The following is a 26,424-nucleotide window of genomic DNA, read 5'->3' as shown; positions in this document are numbered from 1 at the left end:
CGGCCGGTCCGGCCCGCGGGGGCACTCGGTCCGACCGTTCGGGGCGGGAGTAGGCTCACGGGCCGTTGCCCGCGGCGGAGTGGTGGGGTGGTCCATGTCGGCTCTGGCCGAGTTGAAAGCGCTGCTCGGTGCACCCGTGCGCCGGTCCCACGGGACGGCCGGCTGGGCCGGAGTGGAGCGGTACGTCGGTTCCGCGCTGCCCCGCGACTTCACGGCCTTCCTGGACTCGTACGGCAGCGGGGTCGTGTGCGGGGAACTCGTCGTCCTCCACCCCGAGGGCTCCAGCCCGTTGCTGCCTCGCATGGAGGCCACGCACCGGATGTTCGCCGCGCGGCGCCGTGCGGCCTCGGCCGAGGGGGACCTCGAGCACATTCCGCACCCCTTCCACCCCGAGCCCGGCGGGCTGGTCTCCTGGGGCTACGACCACGGCGGGGACGAGCACTTCTTCCTGCCCTGCGGGCCGGACCCCGACCGGTGGAAGGTCGTGACCATGGTGCACGAGGTCGGATGCCGGACGTTCGACGGGCCGTTCGCGGAGTTCGTGCCGTCGTTCGTGGAGGGCCTGCGGGACGTGGACCGGTACCACGGCCTGGATCCCGAGGCACTGGAGTTCCTGGAACCGGAGGACCTGGAGGAGCTCGTTGCGGCCGGTGAGATCGGCCCGCGCAAGCCGGGCTTCGAACCGTTCTGAACCCGCTGAAACCATGGGGGCCCGGCTCGCCGGACGGAGAGCGGGGAGCCGCGTGCCGTGCGGGCGAGCGGCTGCGGCCGCCGTGGCGAGGGACGAGGGGCCGCGGGCGCGAGCTGCGGCGAGCGCACCCCGGCCCGTGAGAACGCGCCGCCCGGCGGCATCCGGGAAGCGGGCTTCCCGCGAAGAGTGGAGTGTGGCGGGCAGCCGGAGGGCCCGCCGACTCCCTCTTAGCAAAGGTGAAGCTCATGACAACCGATCGCCTCAGGGGCGCCGCTCTCGCCGCCGCCGGTGTCCTCCTCGTACCGCTTCCGCTCCTCGCCCTCGCTCCCACGGCCCAGGCCGGTCCCCCGGCTGAGCCTTTCGGGCCCGGCTGCGCCGCGCTGCCGACGAGTGGTGCGGGCAGCCCGGCCGGCATGGCGGACCAGCCGGTCGCCACCGCTGCCTCGCAGCAGCCGGAGCTGTCCACCCTGGTCGCCGCCGTGAAGAAGGCCGGGCTCGTGGAGACGTTGAACAACGCCGACGGGATCACGCTGTTCGCGCCCACCAACGATGCCTTCGCGAAGATTCCCCAAGCCCAACTCGACGCCGTCCTCAACGACCAGGAGCAGCTGAAGAAGCTCCTGACGTACCACGTCGTCGGCACGGAGGTCACCGCGGACCAGTTGCCCGACGGCCGGTTCCAGAGCCTCGAAGGAGCCGAACTGACCACGTCCGGGTCCGGGGACTCCTTCAAGGTGAACGACTCCGCGGCCATCCTGTGCGGCGACGTGGCCACGAGCAATGCCGTCGTCCACATCGTCGACCAGGTGCTCCAGCCCCCGTCGTAAGTCGCCTGACCGGCGTTCCTTACGACGGCTGCGAGCCCACGGCCAGGGTGGAGAAGGATCTCCGGGGCCCCACCGACAGGCCACGGAGAAGCCGAGAGAGCCAAGGAGGTGGCGTGATCACGATGAAGCATGCCGCTGCCGGCGCTGCCTGACGGGGGACGACGCCGACGGCAGTGGGACGGGACCGACACCTACCGGCGGCACGTGGAACAAGCCGCGTGACAGTGGCTGGGACAAAGACACAAACCCGGTCGTGGTCCGGATCCGGAGTCGCAAACGCACTCCGGCGAAGCCGGAGCCGGAAGTAATCGCCCTCAGCGGCGGTGAACCGCGTCACTCACCCGTCAAGCCTGCGAACCCTGCTCCGGCAGGGGGAGAACGAACGGAACCCTGCGCCTCCGAGTTGAAGACCCCTTCGACTCGCCGAGGAGCGGCACCATCAGCAGAACAACCGAAAACACCGGCTTCACCTGCGAAAACTGTGGCAGGGCCGTCGCGGCGCTGGTCAACGGAAGCCACCGCAACCACTGCCCGTACTGCCTGCACTCGCTGCACGTGGACATCTCGCCCGGCGACCGCGCCGACGACTGCCGCGCGCTGATGCGCCCGGTTGCCGTCGAGCACCACTCCGCCAAGGGCTACACGATCGTCCACCGATGCACCGGCTGCGGCACCCGCCGCAGGAACCGCATGGCCGACGACCCGCACCAAGGCGACGACCTCGACACCGTCCTCGCCGTCATGCGTCTCGGCCACCCCGAAGCCGGACGCACCAACCGGCGCCGGACGCACACCTGACGCCCCAGCGGCTCCCGCCCGCGGCGGGAGCCGCATTTCCTTCCTCCTGCCCCACACCCGGCCCTGCCCCTCCTGCCGACGCACGGAGGGGCACCGCACGTCGGGCGGCGGTCCGAGCACCGCGGGTGGAGGGCCGGCGTGATCATGCCGCGGCGGACTCCCGCCACCTCGCGCGTCCCGGTCAGGACGTCAGAAACGCCCGGGCCCGCGCCTCCTTCACGGCGGCCTTGAGCCCCTCGACGTCGTACGCGCCGTGGTAGCGGCGGCCGTTGACGAAGAACGACGGCGTCCCGGAGACACCGCTCACATCGGCCGAGTCCACGTCCTCCGCCACGCGTGCGGCGCCCCTGCGCTTGCGCAGGTCACGCCGGAACCGCTCGGTGTCCAGTCCCAGGTCCTCGGCGTAGCGGACGAGGTCGGTCGTGCGCAGGGCACCCTGGTGGACCATCAGGAGGTCGTGCATGTCCCAGAAGCGGTTCTGCTCGGCGGCCGCCTCCGACGCCTCCGCCGCCCTCCGCGCGTGCGGGTGGACGTCGTCGAGCGGCAGGTGCCGCCACACGTAGCGGACGTCGCCCGAGTCCCGCAGGAGTTCGCGCACCACCGCCTCGGCCTGGCCGCAGTACGGGCACTCGAAGTCGCCGTACTCGACCAGCGTGACCGGGGCGGTCGGCGAGCCCCGCACGTGGTCGCGCTCCGGATCGACGGGGACGGCGAGGTCGACGAGGGTCTCGGCCCGGCCCAGCAGGGCCCTCAGCCGCAGTGGTTTGGGGAGGAGCCCGAGGACGCCGGTCAGCAGCCGGCCGAGGAGGAAGGAGCACAGGACCGCGCCGAGGACGCCGAGCTTCGCCTCGGCGAGCCGGTCTCCCTCGAAGGCGAAGGTCGCGATCAGCAGGGAGACGGTGAAGGGCGCGCCGGCGAGGGTGCCGCCCACGGCGACGGCGCCCCAGCCCGCGGGAGGCCGCAGCCGGCGGCCGCTCAGCAGCGTGGTCAGCACCGACGCGCCCAGGATCCCCAGGGGCTTGCCGATCACGAAGGCGAGCAGGACTCCCAGGGTGATCGGGGACGTCGCGGCCCGGCTGAGCTGTTCGGAGCCCAGTTGGATCCCGGCGTTGGCAAGGGCGAACAGGGGTGCGATGACGAAGCTGGTCCAGGGGTGGTACAGCCGCTGCAGCCGCTCGTTCGGCGACACCGCCGAGGCCAGCCCGCGCCGCACGGTCGCCTCGAGTTCGGGGGTGGGCTGCTCGCGGAAGAAGCGGAACAGGTCGCTCGCCCGCTCCAGTTCGCCGCGCGCCGCCGGATACGCGGCGAAGATGAGGCCCATCGCCAGCCCGGTGACGACCGGGTCGATCCCCGACTCCAGCAGCACGGCCCACAGCGCCACCGCCAGCAGCGCGTACACCGCTCCCCGGCGGACGCCGGCCCAGTGCACCAGCAGGGCCAGGGCGAACAGCGCGAGGGCCCACAGCAGGGCGGGGACCGACAGGCGCTCGCTGTACACGACGGCGATGACGGCCAGGGCGACGAAGTCGTCGACGACCGAGATGCTGAGGATGAACACGCGCAGGCCCGGTGGCATACGTCTGCCGATGAGGGCGAGCATGCCGAGCGCGAAGGCGGTGTCCGTGGACATCGCGACCCCCCAGCCGGCCGCGGACGGCTCTCCCGCGTTGACGACGAGGTACACGCAGACGGGGACGAGCATGCCGCTGAGCCCGGCGATCAGGGGCAGGGCCGTGCGCCGGCGCTCACGGAGCTCGCCCATGTCGAACTCGCGGCGCGCCTCGAGACCGACCACGAAGAAGAAGAGCGCCATGAGGCCGCTGTTGACCCACTCCCGCAGCCCGAGGTCGACGCCGTGGGCCCCGAGGTGCACGGACAGCTCCGTCCGCCACAGCGCCTCGTACGCCGCCGGGGCCACGTTCGCCCAGATCAGGGCGGCGAGGGCGGCCGTCACGAGGAACGCGGCGCTGCCGGTCTCCGTGCGCAGGAAGTCCCGCAGCGGCGACCGCGTGTCACGGCTCCACTTGGTCAGCCCCAGGAAGGCCAGGGGTGTCGGGCCTGCGCTCACCACGCCATCATCGGGTGCCGCGCGCGATCCGGCCTCTGCACGGGGCGAGGCGGGTGGGCGGCGCCCGTGGAGGGCGGGCGGTTCCCGCGGCGCCGCGGTGGGGCCGGGGCGGGGGCCCGCCGGCGGATGCGGCGGTGCGGGACAGGGGCGATCATGGCCGTGTGCCGCGATGTCCGGACCTGTGTCCGGGACGCGGCCGGTGTCCGCTGCCGGGCGGCGGGGCGGGTGCGGCCGCTGCCCGGCGGCACGCTCCCCCGCGGGCCGGGCGGCCGGCCTCACGCTCCCCCCGCACTCCGGGTGGCCGCCTCGCCTGCGGTTTCCGAACGAGGGGAAGATGCCGGCATGACCGCCCGAGTCTCCGCGGGAGCGGGCGCCCTGACGTCACGGTCTCGCCGCTGCGGGCGAGCCGGACCTGCCGCCCGCCTTCCTGCTCGTGGAGGAGGCCGAGGTGCTGCCCGGCGAGGCCGGGCCTACAGCGCCGGCCCGCGCGGGGCGGGCTCCGTGACCACCGTCCGTTGCGACCGGACCGAGGCGGTCCTATTTTGCGTTTACTTTGCCATTCGGGAACCTGGACCCCGTGGGCGGCGTTGACCGGGTACGGCCCGCGCGCAAGCGCGGCCGACGACCGGCAACAGACCGACAGCAGAAGCCGAGGTGGCACCAGTGGCGATGTGGGACCGGCTCAAGGAGCAGGCCAAGAACCTCCAGCAGTCCCAGGGCGCTCGGGGAGGCAGCGCGCACGGACAGGGGGGCGGCCCGTTCGGCCAGGGACAGCACGGCGGTCACGGACAGGGGTCGTCCTCCGGCGGCTCCAAGGCCCAGTTGATCGGACTGTTCAAGTCCCAGCTCGCGTCGGTCAAGACCGAGCTCAAGAGCGGCGCCTACCGGGACGCCAGCATGGCGATGTGCGCGCTGGTGGCCGCGGCCGACGGGCACGTCGATCCCGTGGAGCGCCAGCGCGTCGAGGAGCTGATCGTCTCGAACGAGGTGCTGCAGAACTTCCCCGCGGACCAGCTCCGCCAGCGGTTCAACCAGAACGTGGACCGGCTGACGGCCAACTTCGAGCTGGGCAAGGCGGAAGCGCTGAAGGAGATCGCCAAGGCGGCCAAGAAGCCGCAGGAGGCCCGCGCGGTCGTTCAGACCGGCATGGTCATCGCGGGTGCCGACGGGCATGTGGAGCCGTCGGAGCAGCAGGCGGTCCGCGACGCCTGCGCCGCCCTCGGCATCTCTCCCGCCGAGTTCGGCGTCTGAGGCGCGCCGCTGCCGCCGGCCCCGTCACTCACTGGGCGGGCGGCAGCGGGGGCCGTGGCACCCGGTCACGACGGCAGCACGTCGCGCCCGGGCCGCGCTCAGCGGCGGCTGCGGCGCGTGGTGGTCTTGCGGTAGCCGAAGGGGCCGGGAAGGTCCATCGACGTGGTGCGCCGGCCCGTCGACGAGTAAGTGCGCCTGGCACCGTCCCCCTTGGCGAGGGTGAGGGAGACGGACTTGCGGTTGATGTTGAGGCGGACTCCGGGGAATATGCGGAAGCTCTTGCGGAAGGTCACGGGCACGGTGCGCTCCTCTCGTAGATCGTCCGTCTTCCCCGAGTTCCCGGCCTTACGCGAGTTCCCGGCCTTACGCGAGCTCCCGGCCTTGCGCGACAGGGTGCCGTCGGTGGTGCTCGTGTCGACGCCGGAGGGCCGTCGCGCTCGGCACGGGCCGGCGGCGTCAGGGACGGGCGTCCGGAAGGGGCCCGGGCCGGGAGGACCCGGAGCACAGCCGGCCTCTGCAGGTCGTGACGCCGCTGCGCGGTGCAGGGTGCCGGTCGGTGTCGCCCGTCCGGACGCGGTGACGCGTCGGCAGACGCCGACGTCACGGGCGCGGCGCGACCGTGCCGCTCCCCCGCCCCAGGCTCCGGACCCGCTGCCGGCCCCCGGCCCGGCTCAGGCCGCGGACGTACGTCGTGGGCAGGAGTGCGCTGCGGCCGCAGCCGCGCAGCTGGGCCGGACAGACGCGCGGGCGCTGCCCGCCACCCGCGATGAGGGCGTTCACCGGCGCCATCGGGTCGGCACCCAGGGCCTTCGCGACGAGGACTCCCACCATCAGCGGGAGCAGGGCCGCGGCCAGGGCGGTGCCCGTGGTCGTGACCTGCTGGATACGGGGGCTGCGGGGCGCGTCGGCGTTCATGGCGTCATTCCAGCAGCGCGCGGCACGCGTGGCATCGGACGAGGTACTCAGCCCGTACGTGCCCGCGTACTCATCCGCGGGCGGCCGCCCGTGCCCCCTTCCCGCAGGTCGTGCGCGCGCCTCGCCGCACGCCGGAATTCGGTCGCCGCGGGCCGACTTGGCGTTCTACTCTCGAGGCAGCCGAGTGGAGCAGTTCGGTAGCTCGCTGGGCTCATAACCCAGAGGTCGCGGGTTCGAATCCTGCCTCGGCCACGAAGGAGGGGCCCGCCGCCCGGTGCGGCGGGCCCTTCATGTGCGAGGCCACCGGTACCGAACGGTCACTGCGCCGCACTCCCCCGAGCCCTACCGGAGGCCGGCCCGGCACATCCGGCGCACTACGGCTCGTGCAACCCGGTCATCCTCTCTTGCAGCCGGTCATCCTCCGCATCCGGCAGTCAGCGACGGGCGTGCGCGAGCAGGGCCGCGTGCGGGAGTGACAGGACACCGCTGCCGTCGGCGAACTCGGCGCCGAAGAGGTCGAAATGCCGCTTGATTTCGGTTCGGATCTCCGGCGTCTGGCTCTGCACGAAGGCCCCGCCGAACGCCACACCGGCCGCCGGACCGCGGCTCCACCACTCCTCCGCGTCGACCCGGTGGTCCCAGCGCAGCGTCTCGCAGGCCGCTTCACGCAGCCCCGCCGACTCCATCAGGGCCCCCAGACCGCTCTCGTCACGGGGGAAGTCGTCCTCGGCGGCGAGCCCCGCGGGCAGATGCGGCGGGCGTACGGCACCGGCGGCCCCGATCGCCCGGCCGATCAGGGCCTGTCCCGGGGCGGGCGGGGCCGACCAGATCGTCAGCGCGATCCGTCCGCCCGGCCGAGCGACGCGGAGCAGCTCGGCCAGGACAGCCCTGGGACGGCCGACGTGGTTCAGCACGAAGTTCCCCACCACCACGTCGAACGTCCCGTCAATGAAGGGGAGTTCGGGCAACACGGCGAGACGGACGTCGGCGGCCGGCGCGGCCTTCCGCGCCAGCTCGACCATGCTGGGCTCCGCGTCCACCGCCGTGACCGACGCGCCCCGGTCGCAGCCCGCGGCGGCCGCCGTGCCCGGCCCTGTTCCCACGTCCAGCATCCGCGTTCCCGGCCCGACTCCCGCCACGTCCAGCAATCGCGGCACGGTGTAGGCGCACAGTTTCGCGAACCCGCCCGCGTAGGCGTCGGCCCGTCCTGCCCAGATCAGCCGCTCGCTCTCGTCGAAACCCGTCACCACCGCCACCGGCGCCCCCAACCCGACCGAAGTCGAAGAAGATCAAGACGAAGCCACACCCTAACTCTCGGTCCGCGGTGCACGAGCCGAATCCGACGTCCCATGGCGGGCGTTCACCGCCCTTGCGTACGTGATCCGCGGGGGACAACCGTGCGATCGGGCGGCCTGCACGGGCGACGAGCGCGTAGGTCCCCGGCGCCCACCGCGGTGGGGACGGCCTGGCGCGTCTCGGCGGACCTCGCCGCCCGGGCTGTAGTCCCCGCCGCGTAGGATCAGCCGGTCGCCCGCCCACAGGAAGTCCCCTCGTTGCCCGCCCTCGTACCATCGCCCCGGACCGCCACGGGCCTGCTGCCCGCCGGTCTCTGCACCCGTGTCGAGGACGGCGAGCGGCTACCCGTCCTGACGTGGGCCGCCGGCCCGGGATGGCGCATGATCAGCAACGCCGTGCTCGGCGGAGGCATCGGCGAACGCGCCTGGGTCGTCAACGCCCAGGTCGCCCACGGCTACCGTCGCGAGGACCCGGACAGGCATCTCGCCCATCTGGCCGATGACTTCGGTTTGCGCGGCGCGGGCGTCGGGCTGATGACGGCGGCCGATGTCTCCCGCAACGGTCAGGCGTGCGACGGCGGCGTCGAGGCCGTCGCGACGGTGGGCATCGCCGTACGCGGCTGGGCCGCCGCAGCGGACGAGGGCAGCGTCGCCCTCGCGGCACCGGGCACGATCAACATCGTCGCGGCGGTCCCGGTGGCGCTCACCGACGCCGCCCTGGTCAACGCGGTGGCGACGGCCACCGAAGCGAAGGTCCAGGCCCTGATCGAGGCCGGGTACGACTGCTCCGGCACGCCCACCGACGCCGTGTGTGTCGCCGCACGCGTTCCTCGTCACGGCGAGGAGATCCACCCCTTCGCCGGCCCTCGCTCCCTGTGGGGTGCCCGTCTCGCGCGCGCCGTCCACCGGGCGGTGGCGACCGCGACGCCCGCGCCCTGACCCGCGCGTCGGCCGCCTCCGCCGACTGGGAGGATGACCGGACCGCAAGAGAACCGCAAGAGAACGGGGACACTCATGGCCTTGCTCGTCCTGTCCGGCGTCATCGCCCTCGCCGTCGGAGGGTGCGTCTGCGTGGTGTGGGCGGCGCGGGGCGGCCCGCGCTGGACGCGGATCGTGTCCGCGGTGACCCTGGCGGCGGCCGAGCTGGTCAGCAGCGCCGGACGGCGGAACCGAAGCTGGGGTCTCGGGCGCGGCGGGGACTCCGACGACTGAGGGGCTCGGGTTCGCCGACTGCGGGCCGGCGGTCAGTTGCTGTGCCTGGCCAGGCTGTAGACGAGGACGAGCAGCGCTGTGGCCATGACCGTCAGATGCAGCCATGCGGGAGCGGTCGAGGCGTCGGCCGCGGCCGTCACGATCGAGGTCATTCTGGCCTCCTGGTGGTGAGGTCCCGGGGAGCGATCCGCTCCCCGGTTGAGGGCGCCGAACCCCGCCGCTCGCGTGGGCGAATCCGGCGCCGATGTCCATGCGCCCGCCTCGCGCCCGGTGGCACGGGACGTTCGAGGTCGTGCCCCGCGTCTACCCCGCTCGGGCGGACCGACGCCCCGTCACGGCATCCGGCCCCGAGGGTTCGCCGCCGTCGGCGTCGCCGTCAGCGGCGACGCGCCCGTCCGGTCCGCCAGCCGGCCCCGACCCCCGCGACATGGAGTGCCAGCAGGGCCAGGCCGAGCAGCATCACGTTCCCCGAGGCGAAGGCCTGGTTGGTGGCGATGTCCGCTGCGTTGATCAGGAAGGCGATGAAGAACAGTACGGCGGCGGCTATACCCAGCATGGCGTGGCTCCCTCGTTCCGTGGACGTGGTGCCCGTATGCCCCCGTTCCCGGTTTCCAGACCCGGCGGTCCCGGGGCCCCCGCCACGGCCACGGTGAAGCCCGCACCACCGCCCACGGGGTAATCCGGTGGAACCCGCTCCGGTCCCGGTGCTGGAATGGCGCGATGCAGGATCCGTCAGTGTGTGTGGACCGGGGGCAGTACCAGGACGCGGTGACCCCCTGGGAGCAGGAGGCATGGCGTGGCGCCGCCGTCGGCTGGGTCGAGGACGCGCTGGCCGCGCACGGTCTGCGGGCCGCGGGCCGGTGGCAGGTACGGCTTCGGCCCTGGTCGGTCCTGCTGCGGGTCCCCGTCGACGGGCGCGAGGCCGTCTGGTTCAAGGCCAATCCACCGGCCAGTGCCTTCGAGGGCGCGCTCAGTGCGCGGCTGACCCGTTGGGTGCCGGAGCACGTGCTGGAGCCGCTGGCGGTGGATCCGGGGCGGGGTTGGACGTTGCTGCCCGACGGCGGCGAGCTCTTCCGCCACGTACTCGAACGGGAAGCGGTCGAGCCCCGCACCTGGGAGGAGGTCCTTCGCCAGTACGCGACCATGCAGCGGGCCCTGGTCCCCCACGCGCGGGAGATCGAGGAACTGGGCGTCCCCGGTGCGCGTACCGCCGCGTTGCCCGGCCTCTTCGACAGGCTGGTCGCGGAGAACACCGCCTCGCGCCCCGACGAGCGCCGGCGTCTGGAGGGACTCCGGCCGCTGCTCGTTGACTGGTGCGCGGAACTCGCGGCCGTCGGTGTCGCCGACTCCCTGGACCACTCCGACCTGCACGACGCCCAGTTGTTCGTCCGGGAGCCGGGCCGCTTCACCTTCTTCGACTGGGGCGACGCCGCCGTCTCCCATCCCTTCTGCAGTCTGCTCGTCCCGGCCCGCAGAGCGGTGGAACGCTACGGCCACGAGGTGCTGCCCCGGCTGCGCGACGCCTACCTGGAACCCTGGACGGGCGCCGGGCACACGACCGCGGACCTCCGACGGGCGGTGAGCCTCGCCTGGCGTCTGAGCGCTCTCGGACGCGCCTGCTCGTGGGGCCGGCTGTTCCCGTCCGCGGCCGGCACGCCGGAAGGCACCGGCACCGGCACCGGCACCGGCACCGGCACCGAGGAGCGCGTGCGGTGGCTCAGGGAACTCTTCAACGAGCCGCCCGTCTAGCCACCGGGTGCCCAGACCCCATGGCGCCGCCGCGGGAGCCGCAGCTTCGGAGGCTCACCGGGAAGGACCTCCCGGGCCGCCGATGACGACCACGCGGGCCCACTCCGGCGGCGCGTCCGGTACGTGGTCGGGATCGTCCTCGTCCCACGACCGGGACGAGCGCTCCCGGGGGAACAGACCCACCACCGTCCGGCACGGTGGCCGCGTGTCTGGCCAGGGGGTCTGCCCGTCAGTCAGGGCGACGACGACGTCCGGCCGGGGCCGCGCTCGCAGCGCCTTGGCGAAGCCCGTGCGCAGATCCGTACCGCCCCCGCCGACGAGCGGGATGCCTTCGGCACGGCACAGGGGGTGCACGGCTCGGGCCGCCGCGTCGCACGGCACCACGGTGACCAGGTCGCGACGGCCGCCGACGGCCCGGGAGATCGCGGCGACCTCCAGGAGCGCGCTGCCCAGTTCGGCGTCGCTGACCGACCCGGAGGTGTCGATGACCACGGAGACACGGGGCGGGGTGCGGCGCAGGCCGGGCAGCACGGCGCCGGGGACTCCGGCCGAGCGGCGGGAAGGCCTGCCGTAGGTGTAGTCGTCGCCCCCTCCGGCGCCGGTGGCGGCCGAACGGACCGCCGCCCCCAGCAACTCCCGCCAGGGCTGGGGCGGATGGAACGCCTCCTCGGCCCAGCGTCGCCATCCCTTCGGAGCGCTGCCCGGGCGGCCGGTGATGCCCTGGGCGACGCGGAACCGGACGGCGTCCCGTTCCTGCGCGCTGAGGCCGTGCGCTCCGTCCGGTCCGAGGTCCCACTCCCGTGCCAGTCCGTCGGCGCCGCTCCCGCAGTCCAGCCAGGCGAAGTCCTGTGTGTGCGGTCCGAGACGGAACCGGCGCAGGTAGTCCTCCATCAGCTCGCCCTCGGGCAGGTCCAACGACGCGGGCAGGACGGCGCCTTCGGGCAGCGCCAGCCCGTCGCCGTACACGTCGTCGTTGATCTCGCAGTCCGCGGCGATGTTCATCCGCAGCCGCTGTGCCGGTCCGGTCAGCCCGCGTTCCCGCGCGACCCGGTCGCTGCGCCCGTGGTGGTCGCGCAGCAGGTGGGACACCTCGTGCACCCAGACTCCGGCGAGCTCCTCCACCGGGGTCCGGTCCACGAACGCCGGTGAGACGTAGCACCGCCAGTGCCGGTCGACGGCCATGGTCGGTACCCGCCGTGACTCGACGGTGCCGAGGGCGAACAGTGCCGTCGCCAGATACGGCCGGACCCGGGCGGCGTGCAGCCGGGCCGCGTAGAGCTTGTCGAGGTCCAGTCGTCCCGGTACGGCTTCCGGACGGCCGCGCACGCCCGCGTTCACCGGCCGGCCTTCGCGGCGACCGCGGTCCGGACCGCCACGTGGTCGGCCCGCCGGGACAGGGACACGACGCCGGTGAGCCGTTCGACCGACGCCGGGACGTCCCAGTCCTCCCGGCGCAGCGCGGCGAGCGTGGTGGCGGGGACGACCACCAGATCGGGGGCTCCGGTCTCCACGGCCCGTACCAGCAGGGCCCACGCCGCGTCCCAGCGGGACCTCTCCGGGCGTTCGCGGACCGCCGCGACGACTCCGTCGAGCACGGCCTGGCGCAGGTCCCCGCGCTCGGGAAGGGCGGCGCCCGCCGGGTCGGCGAGGAGTTCCTCCGGATCGGGGAGGTCCATCCGGTCGAGGCTCGCCAGCAACTCCAGCCCGGGCCCGTCGCCCACCGCGCCCCGGACCAGCAGGGACAGTACCTCCCGGGAGGAACCGGCCGCGGTCGCGAAGGCGATCAGCCGCAGGGTCGACTCCCAGCTCCTGGGGGACGGCCAGGCACCGCCACGGCGGGTCTCCCCGGTGGGCAGCCGGTGTACGAGTCCGGGGCGGGCGGCGAGGAGCCCGCACACGGCGCGGCGGGCGTGGGCGACCGCTTCCGGCAACTTCTCCGCGTCCAGGCGGGGCAGCGTCGCACGGGGCCAGGTCCCGCCGAGACCGCGTACGACGACGGCGTGGTCGTGGGCCCACGGGAGATGGACGAAGCGGTTGGCCAGCGGAGGGCTCAGCTCCCAGCCGTCGGCGGCCGACGCCCGCGGGTTGGCCGCGGCCACGATCCTCACACCGGGCGGGAGGCGCAGGGCGCCGATCCGCCGTTCGAGCACGAGGCGGAGAAGGGCGGCCTGAACGGCCGGTGGCGCGGTGGACAGCTCGTCCAGGAACAGCAGTCCCCGGCCGGCGCGCACCAGGCGTACCGCCCAGTCCGGTGGTGCCATGGGGACCCCCTGCACGGCGGGGTCGTCTCCCACGACGGGCAGGCCGGAGAAGTCGGACGGTTCGTGCACGCTGGCGATGACCGTGGTCAGCGGGAGCTCGAGCGACGCGGCGAGCTGGGTGAGTGCCGCGGTCTTGCCGATGCCGGGCTCGCCCCAGAGGAGGACGGGCAGGTCGGCGGCCACGGCGAGGGTCAGCGCCTCCAGTTGTGTGTCAGGGCGCGGTTCGGTGGTCGTCTCGCCCAGCAGGGACAGGAGTCGGCCCGCGACGTCGAGTGGGGAGGCGTGTGCGGGGTCGGCCGGGTCGACGGCGGCGGTGGAGTGGGGGTACGTGGTCATGGGGCATCACCTTCGGGGTCGTGGTGGAACGCGCGTGCGGATGCGTGGTGGATGTGAGCGTGAGGAGGACGGGGTGCCCGGGCGGGTACAGGGCTCGCGTGGCACGGGCGGACGGATGTCTCGGGTCACGTGGTGACGTGGCGCGGACGGATTGGGGCAGGGCGTGGTCACGTGGCGCGGACCGACGGATGTCCGGCGTCAGGGAGTCGTGGCGTGGCGCGGCCGGCCGCGGCCGTCACGGGGCCGGGCGCCGCCCGGGCGGACTCGGCCGGGCCCGGGTCCGTCCAGGCCGGCCCGGAACAGCCCGTGACTGATCCGCCGTCGCGCCGCCTCTTCCAGTTCGTCCCGCAGGGCGCCGGTGCGCAGCAGTGCGTCGGGCCCCAGCAGACGCTCGACGACGGCCAGGGCGCCGGCGGTGTCGCCGTGGTCGAGGCGTTCCTGGACTTCGGCCAGGGAGTCGGGACGCCGGTGTGCCGCGTCGATCGCCCGCAGGCAGGGCAGGGGCGTACCGGTGAGCGCGGCGAGCAGTTCCTCCCGGCGGATCTCGGCCGGTTCGTGGTCCAGCGGGACGAGCACCCCGTCGACCACACCGATCCGGTGCCGGGTTCCCCGGCATTCCACGAGGCGCGGTCCCCCCGACTTGTCCGGGACCGAGCGGCCCCGGACGGTCCCTGACGGACCGTCCGGCGCGCGGTCCGGTACGAGTGCCGAGGCGACCAGCGGATGCAGCCGGTCCGGATCGATCGCACCGGCACGCAGCAGCTCCAGGTCGGGCAGGACCCAGGTTGCCGCGTCGGGGAGCACCGGCAGCCCGGCGACACGTCCGGCCGCGGTCGTACCCGTCACCCGCGCGGTGGGCGGTTCGAGCCCTCCCCCGCGCGGGTCCCCATCCGCGGCCGTGACGAGTTCGAGAACGAGCCGTCTTCGGCCGACACGAACAGTGAACGTGCCCGTGGGCCGCCCTTCGGAGCGGAGCAGGATCCCCGCCTCGGCCGCCCAGCGGTCGACGGCACAGGGGTGTCCCGGCGGCACCGCCGCCAGCAGCCCCGGGTCGGTCCGACCGTCGCCGTTGCCGGGCGGGCTGTCGGCCCCGGACCGGGTCCGCAGCTCATCGGCCCTGTGTGCGTCCCACAGGTGGCGGTGCAGGTCGAGGCGGAACCGACGGCTCGGGTGGGGATGCGGATGGCGTCGGGCGGCGGCGTCGCGACGGGAACCGTCCCACAACGCGAGGCTGATGCGCTGTCCGGCGTCCGCCCAGGCAGGTGCGGTGCGCACCACGAGGTGCACCGGGTACGTGCCGTCATGTGCGGCGCCGTGCCGGGGCTTCCCCCGGGACACCGCGTCGTACCGGGAATCGTCCCGGGCGGCCACGTCGTACCGGGCCAGCGCGATGGTCAGTCCCGGGCGCAGCAGCCCGTCGGGGGCGATCCTCGGCATGTGCCAGCGCAGCAGGTCGGGTGCCAGGTGCCGCAGGTCCGAGCGGACTTCGGCGGCCAGCGCCCGGCCGTGGCCGCGGGCCGCGGCGCGCAGATCGAGGTCCACGTCGATGCCTGCGGCGGCACACGCCCCCGCCCAGTCACCGGCCCGGCGCCGGGCGGTGGCGGTCTCGATCATGGACGGCGGCACGGCGAACTCCCGCACGCGCGGCCAGAAGGAAGTACGGGCATCCCCGTTCGCGATCCGAGTGAGCATCAGCACTCACCTTGCGCGGACGGGTCCCCCAATCTCTGAGCAGATTGATAGGTCATCGCGGTGATCGTAGCGCCGTCCCTGCGGGGCCGTCAGCCGCTTTTCCCGGGGCACGTCCCGGGTGCCCCGAGGACGAACTGCGGACCGCCCGGGCGCCGTTGCCGACGCGACGGCGGCCGGCCACGGGCGGCGGTGGGGACGAGCCGGTACCTTCGGCGGATGGCTGATGAATGCTTCCGGCATCCCCGGCTCGCGGCCCTCTACGACGCGCTCGACCCCGACCGCAGCGACCTGGCCGCCTATCTGGCGATCGCGGAGGAGTTCGGCGCCCGGCGGGTGCTGGACATCGGCTGCGGTACGGGGGTGTTCGCGCTGCTGCTGGCCGACCGCGGGCTCGAGGTGGTCGGCGTCGACCCGGCACGGGCGTCGGTCGACGTGGCCAGGGCCAAACCGGGGAGCGAGCGGGTCCGGTGGATCTGCGGGGACGCCACCGCGCTCCCGTCGCTCCGGGTCGACCTGGCCACCATGACGGCCAACGCCGCGCAGGAGCTCGTGGATCCGCGCGTGTGGCGGGGGACCTTGCGGGGTGCGCACGAGGCGCTGCGCCCGGGTGGGCACTTCGTGTTCGAGTCCCGCGATCCGTCGCGGCGCGCCTGGGAGGGCTGGAACCGCGAGGCCTCCTGGGGTGTGACGGACGTCCCGGGCGTCGGCACGGTCGAGAGCTGGGTCGACCTGATCGAGGTCGACGGGCCCCTGGTGACGTTCCGGTGGAGCTATGTGTTCGCCGCGGACGGGCGGACGACGACGTCGGAGTCGACCCTGAGGTTCCGGCAGCGGGAGGAGGTCGAGGCGGACCTGACCGCCGAGGGGTACACGGTGGAGGACGTACGCGACGCCCCCGACCGGCCGGGCAGGGAGTTCGTCTTCGTCGCCGTACGGCCCGACGCGTGACCGGTGACGTTCCGCCCGCCCCTGGGAGTACGCCCGGGCGGTTTCCGCCGCGCCGGGCGCGCCGGGCGGCCGCACGGCGTCAGCCGGCGGGCTTCTCCCAGACCGAGACGTGCTTCGTGCTCTCGCCGGTGAACGGTTCCCCTGACCAGCCCTCCCACCGGTCGCGCAGCCGCAGCCCGGCGAGCCGCGCCATGAGATCGAGCTCCGAGGGCCACACGTAACGGAATGGAAGGGACCAGTACTCGGCGCGTCCGTCGACGACCGTGACGTAGTTCGAACTCATCTGCTGCGTGGCGACGTCGTAGGTGTCGAACGCCCACTTCGTGGGGCTGATGTGGAACGGCACCGCCTGCTGTCCCGGCGGCAGCCGGCGCAGTTCGGGGACCCCGACCTCGATGACGAAGCAGCCACCGGGCCGCAGGTGTTCCGCGGCATTGCGGAAGCAGGCCACCTGCGCGTCCTGGGTGGTCAGGTTGTTGATGGTGTTGAAGACCAGGTAGACGACCGCGAAGTCGCCCGCCACGCGTGTCGTCGCGAAGTCGCCGATGGTCACGCCGATGCCGTCGCCGCCTGGCTTGGCGCGCAGCCGCGCCACCATGGCCCGGGACATGTCGATGCCGTGCACGGGAATCCCGAGGCGGGCGAGGGGCAGGGCGATCCGGCCGGTGCCGACGCCGAGTTCGAGCGCCCGGCCGTCGCCCGCGAGCCCGGCGAGCAGCCCGACCGCCGGATCCACGACGTCCGGCCGGAACATGTCCGCCGACGACGTGTCGTACCTGGCCGCGATCTTCTCTCCGAAGTACCCGTCCTCGTCATGCATCCGGGGACGGTACCGCTCGGGGCCGTGTGAACGCCTCTGATTTCCCCGACCGCGGAGCACTCCGTCCGCGCGGGGCGCGGCCCGGCGTGGGCGCTCGGCGGGCGCGGCGCACACTCCCGGCGGGTGCGGCGGCCACGGCCCGACGCGGCGCGGCACGGGCTCGACGCGGCACGGCACGGGCACGGCACGGGCACGGCACGGGCTCACGGCGAAGGACTCGGCGCGGGCTCGGCGTTTCGGCCATCCGGGGCCACGGCCGTGCCCGCCGCGCGGCGAGGGCCGCCGTGTCCCGCGTGCCCCTTCGTCGCCGGCTGCCCGACCCGCCGCTCCGACGACGTCCGAAACCGGCCGTCCGAACTGCCGGTCCCCGTCGTTGATCTCTGCGGGGCGGGCCCGGGCCGCGTCAGGGGCGCATCGTCGGCCCCGGACACACCGGGCCACCGTCCCGCCGAGGCCGCCGTGAACGCCCCGTACGGCAGCCCCGGTTGACCCGTCCCTGCCGCCGCCCCGTCCTCGACGCCGTGAGAAAGGCCGCACCGTGACCCCACCCCGCGCCACCGTCGACGCCCGTGAGACCGCCCGCCCCAGAGCCGGGGCACCCCTCCCCGCGCCGCCCCCGTGCGCGACGCCCGGACCGACAGGCGGTCCCGTACACGAACCGCCGGCCCGGTTCGCGGCACGGTGCGGTGGGAGGCTGCCGGCCCGGTTCTCGGCACAGTGCGGTGGGAGGGTGTCGTGAGTGCGACCTGGCTGCCGCCGGAGGAGTACGCCGAGACGCTGATGAAGGCGACCGCCTTCGCATGTCTGTTCTTCACCGACGAGGACGACCGGCCGGTGCAGTTGAGGGCGGTGTACTCGCAGGCGCATCCGTGGCAGTGGCCCGGCGGGACCATGGACCCGGGCGAACGTCCGTGGGAGACGGCGGTTCGCGAGTGCCGGGAGGAGACGGGCATGGTCCTCGAGGGGCCCACGCGGCTGCTGGCCGCCGTGTACGGCCTGCCGGGTGCCGAGTGGCCGTACAGCACGGTCGGGTTCGTCTTCGACGGCGGCCGGCTGACCGCCGAACGGATCGCGGGCATCGCCCTGGACCCGGCCGAGCACGACACGGTGCGGGTCCTGTCGCTGGAGGAGTGGCGGACGCACATGCCGGAGCGGGACTTCGCGCGGCTGAGGGCCGTGATGGAGGCCCGGCGCACGGGCGTGACGGCGTACTTCGACGCCTGGGACTGGGACGACTGAGCCGGGGTACGCACAGCGGTTCGACGTCGGCCGAACGGATGTCGCGGTCGCTCCGACACGCCCCCGAGCCGCCGAATGCCCGGGGTCGGCGGTGCCGGTCCGGTGTGATCGTGGCCGACTCGTTTCGTCGAGACCCCTCTAGGAGAGATCATGCGCATGCGAATCGCGTCCACCGTGGCCGCCCTCGCCGTGGCCGGTGTCCTCGCCGGCGCCGGCAGCGCTGTGGCGGACAGTGGCGCGGAGGCCGCGGCCGCCGGCAGCCCGGGTGTGCTGTCGGGCAACGTCATCCAGGTCCCCCTCCACGTTCCGCTGAACCTCTGCGGCAACTCGCTCGGTGTCATCAGCCTGCTCAACCCGGCTGTCGGGAACGCCTGCCTCAACGGCTGACCCGCACCCCGCCGCCCTGGGAACCAGTGCGGCCCGGGCCCCGGAAGGCCCGCCTGCCGGGCGGTCGTCCGCGGCCCCGAACGGGCCGGATCCTCGCGCCGAGGGTCCGGCCCTCGCTCTGTCCGGGAGTCGCCCCGGGCACGGTCACCGACCGGCGCGCCCGTCCCGCTCCGGGTCGCCGGTGTCGCATACGCTGCGAAGACGTCCGCCCGGCCGCCCGGGCACCGCGCGAGCCACCGGGACTTACCACCCGCCGGCGGCGGGCCCCACGGGCCGGCCCGGACGGCGGAGCCACCGTGGGCAGGAAGGGTGTGGCATGCGATCCCCACATGTGCATCTGCGGGAGATCACCGACGACAACCGGGACGCCGTCCGGGCCCTGCGCGTCCGACGTGACCAGAAGCAGTTCGTCGCCTCCGTGTCCAAGTCGCTCAAAGAGGCGGCGAAGACACCCGAGGCCCATCCCTGGTTCCGCGCCGTCTACCGTGACGACGAGCCGGTCGGATTCGTGATGCTGGCGTGGCGACCGCCGGGCGGTCCTTACCGAGGGCGGCACTTCCTCTGGCGGTTCCTGGTCGACAAGCGGCACCAGCGGCGAGGGGTCGGCCGGGAGGCGCTCGCCCAGATCGCCGCCCTGGTCCGCGCCGACGGCGGCACGGAGCTGCTGACCAGCTACGAGCCCGGCGACGGCGAACCGTGGCCCTTCTACCGGAAGCTCGGCTTCGAGCCCACCGGGGACATCGACGACGGCGAGATCGTCCTGCGTCTCACCTTGCCCGACGAGTGAACTCCCGCGCGGTGACTCCCGCCCCGTGGGCGAACAGCCGGCGCGAACACCCGGCGTCGACGCTGTCGGCCCCACTCGACGAGCTCGTACCCGCCCGCCCGACCATCCTGCCGGGTTCCCGGCAGATCCTTGCAAGCAGATGCAAGATATGACGTAGCCTTGTCGGCATGGTGAGACGACTGATCGAGGTGGCGGAGTACGCCGGGGTGAGCGAGGCGACCGTCAGCCGCGTCCTCAACGGGAAGCCGGGGGTCGCCGAGGGCACCCGGACCGCGGTGCTGACCGCCTGCGACGTCCTCGGGTACGAGCGCCCCCGCGGGCTGCGCGGGAAGACCCAGCGTCTCGTCGCCCTCGTGGCCCCCGACCTCATCAACCCCGTCTTCCCCGCGTTCGTCGAGGTCATCGGCTCGACACTGGCCCAGCGCGGCTTCTCCCCCGTGCTGTGCACGCGCACCATGGCGGGTGTCTCCGAGAGCGACTACGTGGACATGTTGCTGGAGCAGCAGATCTCCGGAGCGGTGTTCGTGTGCGGGCTGCACTCGCACAGCAGGGCCGACCACTCGCACTACGGGCGGCTGCTGGAGCGGGGAGTCCCCGTGATCGGGGTGAACGGGATCGTCGACGACCTCACGTTCCCCTGCGTGTCGACCGACGACGCGCTCGCCGCGGAGCTGGCCGTACGCCACCTGGCCTCGCTGGGGCACCGCCGGATCGGGCTCGCGCTCGGCGAGTTCGCCGACCACACGCCGGCGGTCCGCAAGAAGGCCGCGTTCGTCACGGCCGTCCGGGAGCACTGCGGGACCGCGGACGCCGAGCCCTTCATCACGCACACGATGTACTCGCTGGAGGGCGGCGCCGCGGCGGCGCAGCGGCTCGCGCAGCGCGGGGTGACCGCCGTGGTGTGCGCCAGCGACGTGATGGCCCTGGGAGCCGTGCGGGCCTTCCAGCGCATGGGCCTGGACGTGCCGCGCGACGTCTCGGTGGTGGGTTTCGACGACTCGGCGTTCATGCCGCTGGTCAATCCCCCGCTGACGACGCTCCGTCAGCCGGTCGAGGCCATGGGACGGGCGGCGGTGTCGCTCCTGTCGAGCCGGATGAGCGGTCAGAGCGAGACCGACGAGGAACTGCTCTTCGAGCCGGAACTGGTGGTGCGCGGCAGCACCGCGGTGCTGCGCGAGAGCTGATGCGCGAGCACTGACACGTGTCCGCCGGAAGGGGCGGCACCCTCGGGTGCCGCCCCTTCCGCATGGCCTGATCGCCTCAGCTCCCTAGGAATGACGTCTTCTTGCACAGTTTTTGTCGTCAATCTTGCACGCAACGGTAGACCTACTTGCGATCGGCTGCGTACTCTCCTGGCACTTCGGCGGTGCGGACCCGCCGAGAGCCACAGGATGGAGGCACGGCATGAGGCACTGGCTGTTCCGGGCGTGCGCCGCGGGGGTGACCGCGGGGGTGACCGCGGTGTCGCTGACCGCGTGCGGTACGGGCTCCGGTACGACGGACACCGACGGCGGGGGCGGTTTCACGGGCCGCGGCCCGATCACGCTGGCCACGGGCAAGGACAACTCCGGGACCCTCACCCGGATCGTCGGCCGCTGGAACAGCTCCCACCCCGACGAGAAGGTCCGCGTCATCGAACTGTCGGACTCGCCCGACGAGCAGCGCCGACGCATGATCCAGAACGCGGAGCTGAAGTCGCCGGAGTTCTCGGTGCTCAATCTCGACCTCGTCTGGACCGCCGAGTTCGCGGGACACCGCTGGATCGACGAACTGCCCAGGGCGAAGTTCGACAGTGACACCTACCTCGCACCGACGCTGGCGGGCGCCTCGTACCGCGGTCGCCTGTACGCCGCGCCGTGGACATCCGACGGCGGGATGCTCTACTTCCGCACCGATCTGCTGGCGAAGGCGAAGGCCGAGCCGCCGACGACCTGGTCCCAGCTGGAGGCCACCTGCAAGAAGGTGCTCGCGCTGCCCGAGGCCGAGGGCATGTCCTGCTACTCCGGGCAGTTCGAGAAGTACGAGGGGCTGACGGTCAACTTCGCGGAAATGGTTGAGAGCGCGGGCGGCTCCGTCGTCGACGGGAAGGGCGCACCGACGGTGGACTCGCCCGAGGCCCTGAAGGGCCTGGAGTTCCTCACCGGCGCCTACCGGAGCGGGCTGATCCCCAAGAAGGCGATCACCTTCAAGGAGGAGGAGGGCCGGCAGGCGTTCCAGAAGGGAGAGCTCGTCTTCCACCGGCAGTGGCCGTACCAGTGGTCCCTGGCGAACGCCGAGGACGGTTCGTCGAAGGTGGCGGGGAAGTTCGCGGTGGCACCGCTCCCCGGGCTCGACGGGCCCGGTGTCTCCAGTCTCGGCGGCCACAACCTCGCGGTCAGTTCGTTCGCACGGAACAAGGCGACCGCGCTGGACTTCGTCACCTTCATGACCGACGAGCGGCTGCAGCGGGAGAACCTGCTCCTCGGCTCCAACGCGCCGACGGCCGCCGCGCTGTACGAGGACGAGGAGCTCATCGCCAAGTACCCGTACCTGCCGGTGCTGAAGAAGTCGATCCTGAGTGCCGTACCGCGGCCGCGCGTCGTGCGGTACGGGGACGCCACCGCGGCGATCCAGGACGCCGCGTACCGCGCGCTGAAGGGCGAGGTCCCGCCGGAGGAGTCACTGGCGCAGCTCCAGAAGAAGCTGGAGCGGATCACCAAGTCCTGACGAATCGTCAATACACGTCCGTCCAGCGGCCGTTCGGCAGCAGCTCGCGTTCCGGCAGCGGGGGCGCGCCCGGTCCTCTCCCCCACCGGCCGGCGCGCGGTCCCGCCCGCCCCTCCCCGTACCGTCCCTCCCGCAGAGGTGATCACCCATGACCGTCCTGACGGCGCAACCGTCCCCGACGTCCGCTCCCCCCGGCCCCGCACCCCGCGTCAGACGCCCCGGCCGGCCCGGAGGCCGCCTCGCCGCGCTGCTGGTCTCCCCCACGCTGCTGGTGCTGGCCCTGGTCGCCGGGTACCCGGTGCTGGCCGCGTTCCGGGAGTCGCTGTTCAGTGAGCAGGAAGGGCTGGACAGTTCCGGGTTCGTGCAGGAAGGTGAGCGGTTCGTCGGCCTCCGGCACTACGCGGCCGTCTTCGAGGGGGAGGCCGGCGAGCGGTTCTGGAACGCCTTCGCCAACACCACGTTCCTCACGGTCACGACGGTGGTGCTGGAGACGGTCCTCGGTGTGGCGATGGCACTGGTCATGCACCGCGCGATACGGGGCAGGGCCCTGGTGCGGGCGGGCGTGCTCGTCCCCTGGGCGATTCCCACCGTCGTCTCCGCCCTCCTCTGGCAGTGGATCTTCCAGGCCGACGGCGCGGCGAACGCCCTGCTGGGACGGGAGGTCCTCTGGACGACGGACGGCTTCCAGGCCACGGTGGCCGTGATCGTGGCGGACACCTGGAAGACCGCTCCGTTCGTCGGGCTGCTGGTGCTCGCGGGTCTGCAGCTGATCCCGGGCGAGGTGTACGAGGCGGCGCGCATCGACGGCGCCGGCGCCTGGCAGCAGCTCATCCGGATCACCCTTCCGCTGGTAAGGCCCGTGCTGGTGGTCGCCGTACTGTTCCGGCTTCTGGACGCGCTGCGCATGTTCGACCTGCCGTTCGTCCTCGTCGGGCCGCACAAGCAGTCGGTGGAGACGCTGTCCATGCTGGCGTTCGACGAGGCGGCCAACACGCGCTACGGGCCGGGGGCCGCCTATGCGGTGATCCTCTTCCTGTACGTCGCGGTGGTGGCGTTCGTCTTCGTCCGGTTGCTGGGCGCCGATCTGCTCTCCACGGACAGGTCCGGTGGGAAGGTGCCCTCGCGGCGTGCGACGACGGCCGAGGGGGCGATGGCATGAGCACCGCTCCCCCTGTCGCGCTCGTGCGCCCGAAGCGGTCCGGCACACCCGGAGCGCGGGCCGTCCTGGGCGTGCTCGGCACCGCCCTGCTCGTCGCGTACTGCCTGGCACCGTTCTACTGGATGCTGGTGTCCAGCTTCCGCCGCAGCTCGGACCTCTTCGAGAAGTCGCCGCTGCCGTCGCCGTGGTCGCTGGAGAACTACCGGGCCGTGCTGGAGCCGGGGACGGGCTTCGGGCGCGCCCTGTTCAACAGTCTGGTGGTCGCCGGTGTCACCACGGTGGTCACCCTCGTGATCGCGGTCTTCACGGCGTACGCGCTGGCCCGGCTCGACTTCCGGTTCAAGAACGCCGTGCTCGCCGTGGTCATCGCCACGTCGATGTTCCCCGGCATCGCGCTGGTCGTGCCCCTGCTGAAGCTGTTCGCCGGCACCCTGCACTGGGTCAACACCTACCAGGCGATGATCGTGCCCTCCATGTCGTTCGCCCTGCCGCTGGCGGTGTGGAACCTCAACGCGTTCTTCACACAACTGCCGCGCGAGCTGGAACACGCCGCGATGGTCGACGGCTGCACGCCCGGCCAGGCGTTCCGCAAGGTCATCCTGCCCCTGACGGCACCCGGGCTGTTCACGACGGCCATCCTGACGTTCATCGCGGCCTGGAACGAGTTCATCATCGCGGTGTCGATGGTGAACGAGACGTCCATGCAGACGGCGAACGTCGCCATCGCCCGCTTCGGCGGCGCGACCGGCTTCGACATCCCCTACGGCACCAAGATGGCGGCCGGGGTGGTGGTCACCGTACCGCTGCTGGTCCTGGTGCTGGTCTTCCAGCGCAGGATCATCGCCGGCCTGACCGCGGGCGCCGTGAAATGACCCACCGTCGATCGCACGTACCTCCGCACCGCACCCTCCGACCTTCCCGGGAGACCCGCATGCCCTCCGCACCGACCCGTACGGCCTGGTGGCGCGACGCCGTCATCTACCAGGTGTACCTGCGCAGTTTCTGCGACGCCGACGGCGACGGCATCGGCGACATCGCCGGTCTGCGCCGGCGGCTGCCGTACCTCGCCGGGCTCGGCGTGGACGCGCTGTGGCTGAACCCCTGGTACCCGTCGCCGATGGCCGACGGCGGCTACGACGTCGCCGACTACCGTGACATCGACCCCGCGTTCGGCACGCTGGACGACGCCCGGGCCCTCGTGGACGACGCACACCGGCTGGGGATCCGCATCCTCATCGACATCGTGCCCAACCACACCTCGTCCGACCATGTGTGGTTCCGTGAGGCACGGGCCGGCGGGCCGTCCTCCCCGGCACGCGAGCGGTACATCTTCCGCCCGGGCCGCGGGGACGACGGCGAGCTCCCGCCCAACGACTGGCGCAGTGTCTTCGGCGGCCCCGCCTGGACCCGGATCACCGAGCCCGACGGCACGCCGGGCCCCTGGTACCTGCATCTGTTCGACCCCGAGCAGCCGGACCTCGACTGGGACCACCCCGAGGTCCGTGCCGAGTTCGAGTCGATCCTCCGCTTCTGGTTCGACCGCGGCATCGACGGGGTGCGCATCGACGTGGCGCACGGCCTGGTCAAGGCGCCGGGGCTGCCCGACCTGGGGTCCCTCGACGGCAAGCTGATGGAGGGGACGAGCGGCGAGAACCATCCGCACTGGGACCGCGACGAGGTGCACGACATCTTCCGGGGCTGGCGGGCGGTCGCCGACTCGTACGAAGGGCGGGCGTTCGTCGCCGAGGCGTGGGCCGGGGCTCCGGAACGGCTCGCCCGCTACGTACGGCCGGACGAGTTGCACACGGCCTTCAACTTCGACTACCTGATGGCCCCTTGGCGTGCTCCGCGGCTCCGCGGCGTGATCGACGCATCGCTGGCCGCGCTCGGGGCGGTCGGCGCCCCGGCGACGTGGGTGCTGTCGAACCACGACGTCGCCCGGCACGTCTCGCGCTACGCGAGGCCGCAGCCGGACGGTCCCCTGCGCTCCCTCGCACAGCTCGCCGGCCGGCCGGCGGACCTCGCGCTCGGAACCCGCAGGGCCAGGGCAGCCGCGCTGCTCACCCTCGCGCTGCCCGGCGGCGCCTACCTCTACCAGGGCGAGGAACTCGGCCTGTGGGAGGTCGAGGACCTGCCGGAGGCGGTGCTGCAGGACCCCACGTGGCGCCGCTCGGGCCACACCGACCGCGGCCGTGACGGCTGCCGGGTGCCGCTGCCCTGGAGCGGTGCGCACCCGCCCTTCGGTTACAGCCCCGAGGGCGCGGCCGCCGCGCCCTGGCTCCCGCAGCCCGAGGCGTGGAGGACGCTCACCGCCGAGGCCCAGGAGGGCGATCCGGACTCGATGCTGGAGTTGTACCGAGCGGCGCTCCGGCTGCGGCGCGACCACCCCGCCCTCGGCGACGGCACGATGACGTGGGACAGCGCAGCGGAGGACGATGTGCTGTCCTTCGGCCGCTCCCCCGGTTTCCGGTGCGTGGTGAATCTGACGGACGAGCCGGTCGAACTGCCTCCGCACTCGGAGGTGTTGCTCGCCAGTGGTCCGCTCGACGGAAGCGCGCTGCCCGGCGACACGGCGGTGTGGCTGTCGGTGTGAGCCCCGGCCGGCGGAGTGGGCGGCAGGCGGCGCCTGCCCGTCACCCTCCGAGGTACCCCGGCACACGCAGGCGGTGTCCCCTTCGGGGGGCCCGGCACGCGCCAGGCGGTGTCCTCCCCCGGCGCCCGGCACGCGCGCAGGGCGGTCCGTCCCGGTCCTTCGGCCGGCGGCCCGCCCTGTTCCGCGTGCGGGGCCGCGTCGGCGCGATCCGGCCGGACGCATTCATTCCGGAATTGCCGCCCGCGGGCCGTCCGTTCGCGTGCCCGCCGACGCTCTGCCAGGTGAACTCACGGAAAGCGCTCACCCCCGTACGGGAATGCTCCGGACGACAGGCACCCACAATCAGCCAATGTTGACTTTTGAACCGTCAGAAAATCCCGACGATCATGTTGACACCGCATGACCGACGCGTCAGGATGGCGGGCCGCGCCGCCGGAATCCCCCACCTCTTCCCCCGCGCCTTCCACTCCTCCCTCCTCTCGAAATTCCGTGGCGTCCTTGGGTTGCCGGCCTTCCGGCTTGCCGCCCCATTTCGCCATGCCCGCATTTTCCACCCCTTCCTCGCAGCCGTCGCGGCAGGCCAATCGACGCCATTGACCGATGGTTGACCCTTGAGTAACTTGCCGCTATCTTCAAGCCGCTGCGCGCATGACGCGAATTGATTTCCGCGGGCATTGCGACATCCTGCAC

Annotated in this window: 25 protein-coding genes and 1 tRNA gene; 17 read left to right on the top strand and 9 right to left on the bottom strand. The window is 73.0% G+C overall.

All coding sequences use genetic code 11. The features are described 5' to 3' along the window. Window positions 1–94: 94 nt before the first annotated feature. From QRN89_RS34165 to QRN89_RS34155, 3 genes are all read left to right on the top strand, one after another. Window positions 95–691: a hypothetical protein gene (locus QRN89_RS34165; RefSeq protein ID WP_290353281.1), complete on the top strand. Its 597-nt coding sequence runs from the start codon at window positions 95–97 to the stop codon at window positions 689–691. 245 nt (window positions 692–936) lie between these two features. Beyond that, the gene (locus QRN89_RS34160; protein ID WP_290353280.1) at window positions 937–1,518 is read left to right on the top strand and encodes a fasciclin domain-containing protein; all 582 of its coding nucleotides are present in this window, start codon (window positions 937–939) and stop codon (window positions 1,516–1,518) included. 390 nt (window positions 1,519–1,908) lie between these two features. Further along, window positions 1,909–2,316 carry an RNHCP domain-containing protein gene (locus QRN89_RS34155; RefSeq protein WP_356948704.1) on the top strand — a complete coding sequence of 136 codons (408 nt, stop codon included), beginning with the start codon at window positions 1,909–1,911 and terminating at the stop codon, window positions 2,314–2,316. Between the two features lie 181 nt (window positions 2,317–2,497). On the opposite strand, the gene nhaA is transcribed toward QRN89_RS34155, so the two are convergent. Next, a complete protein-coding gene (gene nhaA, locus QRN89_RS34150; protein WP_435833288.1) occupies window positions 2,498–4,384 on the bottom strand; it encodes a Na+/H+ antiporter NhaA in 1,887 nt (628 codons plus the stop codon). 663 nt (window positions 4,385–5,047) lie between these two features. On the opposite strand from nhaA, the gene QRN89_RS34145 reads away from it, so the two are divergent. Beyond that, the gene (locus tag QRN89_RS34145; RefSeq protein ID WP_290353279.1) at window positions 5,048–5,635 is read left to right on the top strand and encodes a tellurite resistance TerB family protein; all 588 of its coding nucleotides are present in this window, start codon (window positions 5,048–5,050) and stop codon (window positions 5,633–5,635) included. Window positions 5,636–5,733: 98 nt separating this feature from the next. On the opposite strand, the gene QRN89_RS34140 is transcribed toward QRN89_RS34145, so the two are convergent. After that, entirely contained in the window at window positions 5,734–5,934 is a 201-nt protein-coding gene (locus QRN89_RS34140; protein ID WP_290353278.1) for a DUF4236 domain-containing protein, read from the bottom strand. A gap of 301 nt (window positions 5,935–6,235) precedes the next feature. Beyond that, entirely contained in the window at window positions 6,236–6,550 is a 315-nt protein-coding gene (locus QRN89_RS34135; RefSeq protein ID WP_290353277.1) for a hypothetical protein, read from the bottom strand. A 178-nt stretch (window positions 6,551–6,728) separates the two neighbouring features. Between QRN89_RS34135 and QRN89_RS34130 the strand changes: the two genes are divergently transcribed. After that, window positions 6,729–6,802 (top strand) — tRNA-Met (locus QRN89_RS34130). 182 nt (window positions 6,803–6,984) lie between these two features. On the opposite strand, the gene QRN89_RS34125 is transcribed toward QRN89_RS34130, so the two are convergent. Continuing rightward, window positions 6,985–7,797 carry a class I SAM-dependent methyltransferase gene (locus QRN89_RS34125; protein WP_290353276.1) on the bottom strand — a complete coding sequence of 271 codons (813 nt, stop codon included), beginning with the start codon at window positions 7,795–7,797 and terminating at the stop codon, window positions 6,985–6,987. A 306-nt stretch (window positions 7,798–8,103) separates the two neighbouring features. Here QRN89_RS34125 and QRN89_RS34120 point away from each other — a divergent pair, with 306 nt between their 5' ends. Both QRN89_RS34120 and QRN89_RS34115 read left to right on the top strand, forming a co-directional pair. Continuing rightward, window positions 8,104–8,784, top strand: a complete 681-nt coding sequence (locus tag QRN89_RS34120; protein WP_290353275.1) for an adenosylcobinamide amidohydrolase — start codon at window positions 8,104–8,106, stop codon at window positions 8,782–8,784. Window positions 8,785–8,859: 75 nt separating this feature from the next. After that, window positions 8,860–9,057: a hypothetical protein gene (locus tag QRN89_RS34115; RefSeq protein WP_290353274.1), complete on the top strand. Its 198-nt coding sequence runs from the start codon at window positions 8,860–8,862 to the stop codon at window positions 9,055–9,057. Window positions 9,058–9,433: 376 nt separating this feature from the next. On the opposite strand, the gene QRN89_RS34110 is transcribed toward QRN89_RS34115, so the two are convergent. After that, a complete protein-coding gene (locus QRN89_RS34110; RefSeq protein ID WP_290353273.1) occupies window positions 9,434–9,613 on the bottom strand; it encodes a hypothetical protein in 180 nt (59 codons plus the stop codon). A gap of 164 nt (window positions 9,614–9,777) precedes the next feature. On the opposite strand from QRN89_RS34110, the gene QRN89_RS34105 reads away from it, so the two are divergent. Further along, window positions 9,778–10,806, top strand: coding sequence for an aminoglycoside phosphotransferase family protein (locus QRN89_RS34105; RefSeq protein WP_290353271.1), 1,029 nt, complete (start codon window positions 9,778–9,780; stop codon window positions 10,804–10,806). A gap of 54 nt (window positions 10,807–10,860) precedes the next feature. On the opposite strand, the gene QRN89_RS34100 is transcribed toward QRN89_RS34105, so the two are convergent. From QRN89_RS34100 to QRN89_RS34090, 3 genes are all read right to left on the bottom strand, one after another. After that, window positions 10,861–12,144, bottom strand: coding sequence for a vWA domain-containing protein (locus QRN89_RS34100; protein WP_290353270.1), 1,284 nt, complete (start codon window positions 12,142–12,144; stop codon window positions 10,861–10,863). Beyond that, window positions 12,141–13,403, bottom strand: a complete 1,263-nt coding sequence (locus QRN89_RS34095; protein WP_290353269.1) for an AAA family ATPase — start codon at window positions 13,401–13,403, stop codon at window positions 12,141–12,143. The genes QRN89_RS34100 and QRN89_RS34095 overlap by 4 nt, the downstream gene beginning before the upstream one ends. Before the next feature lie 198 nt (window positions 13,404–13,601). Next, window positions 13,602–15,095 carry a hypothetical protein gene (locus tag QRN89_RS34090; RefSeq protein ID WP_290353268.1) on the bottom strand — a complete coding sequence of 498 codons (1,494 nt, stop codon included), beginning with the start codon at window positions 15,093–15,095 and terminating at the stop codon, window positions 13,602–13,604. 216 nt (window positions 15,096–15,311) lie between these two features. Here QRN89_RS34090 and QRN89_RS34085 point away from each other — a divergent pair, with 216 nt between their 5' ends. Beyond that, window positions 15,312–16,043: a class I SAM-dependent methyltransferase gene (locus tag QRN89_RS34085; protein ID WP_290353267.1), complete on the top strand. Its 732-nt coding sequence runs from the start codon at window positions 15,312–15,314 to the stop codon at window positions 16,041–16,043. Window positions 16,044–16,122: 79 nt separating this feature from the next. Here the strand turns inward: QRN89_RS34085 and QRN89_RS34080 are convergent, their stop codons facing one another. After that, a complete protein-coding gene (locus QRN89_RS34080) occupies window positions 16,123–16,863 on the bottom strand; it encodes a class I SAM-dependent DNA methyltransferase (protein WP_290353266.1) in 741 nt (246 codons plus the stop codon). A gap of 735 nt (window positions 16,864–17,598) precedes the next feature. On the opposite strand from QRN89_RS34080, the gene QRN89_RS34075 reads away from it, so the two are divergent. The 8 genes from QRN89_RS34075 (at window position 17,599) to QRN89_RS34040 (ending at window position 25,734) form a co-directional block, all read left to right on the top strand. After that, window positions 17,599–18,102, top strand: a complete 504-nt coding sequence (locus QRN89_RS34075) for an NUDIX domain-containing protein (protein WP_290353265.1) — start codon at window positions 17,599–17,601, stop codon at window positions 18,100–18,102. A gap of 150 nt (window positions 18,103–18,252) precedes the next feature. After that, window positions 18,253–18,489: a chaplin gene (locus tag QRN89_RS34070; RefSeq protein WP_290353264.1), complete on the top strand. Its 237-nt coding sequence runs from the start codon at window positions 18,253–18,255 to the stop codon at window positions 18,487–18,489. Between the two features lie 316 nt (window positions 18,490–18,805). Next, window positions 18,806–19,276: a GNAT family N-acetyltransferase gene (locus QRN89_RS34065; protein ID WP_290353263.1), complete on the top strand. Its 471-nt coding sequence runs from the start codon at window positions 18,806–18,808 to the stop codon at window positions 19,274–19,276. A 167-nt stretch (window positions 19,277–19,443) separates the two neighbouring features. Then, a complete protein-coding gene (locus QRN89_RS34060) occupies window positions 19,444–20,460 on the top strand; it encodes a LacI family DNA-binding transcriptional regulator (protein WP_290353262.1) in 1,017 nt (338 codons plus the stop codon). A gap of 220 nt (window positions 20,461–20,680) precedes the next feature. Further along, window positions 20,681–21,982, top strand: a complete 1,302-nt coding sequence (locus QRN89_RS34055) for an ABC transporter substrate-binding protein (RefSeq protein WP_290353261.1) — start codon at window positions 20,681–20,683, stop codon at window positions 21,980–21,982. 148 nt (window positions 21,983–22,130) lie between these two features. After that, a complete protein-coding gene (locus QRN89_RS34050) occupies window positions 22,131–23,141 on the top strand; it encodes a carbohydrate ABC transporter permease (RefSeq protein WP_290353260.1) in 1,011 nt (336 codons plus the stop codon). After that, entirely contained in the window at window positions 23,138–24,013 is an 876-nt protein-coding gene (locus tag QRN89_RS34045) for a carbohydrate ABC transporter permease (protein WP_290353259.1), read from the top strand. The genes QRN89_RS34050 and QRN89_RS34045 overlap by 4 nt, the downstream gene beginning before the upstream one ends. A gap of 59 nt (window positions 24,014–24,072) precedes the next feature. Beyond that, window positions 24,073–25,734: a glycoside hydrolase family 13 protein gene (locus QRN89_RS34040; protein WP_290353258.1), complete on the top strand. Its 1,662-nt coding sequence runs from the start codon at window positions 24,073–24,075 to the stop codon at window positions 25,732–25,734. Window positions 25,735–26,424: the final 690 nt, after the last annotated feature.

Source organism: Streptomyces sp. HUAS CB01 (genome assembly GCF_030406905.1).
Lineage (GTDB): Bacteria > Actinomycetota > Actinomycetes > Streptomycetales > Streptomycetaceae > Streptomyces > Streptomyces chengbuensis.
Note: the sequence above shows the minus strand (reverse complement) of the source record. Positions and strands in the feature narration are given on the sequence as shown.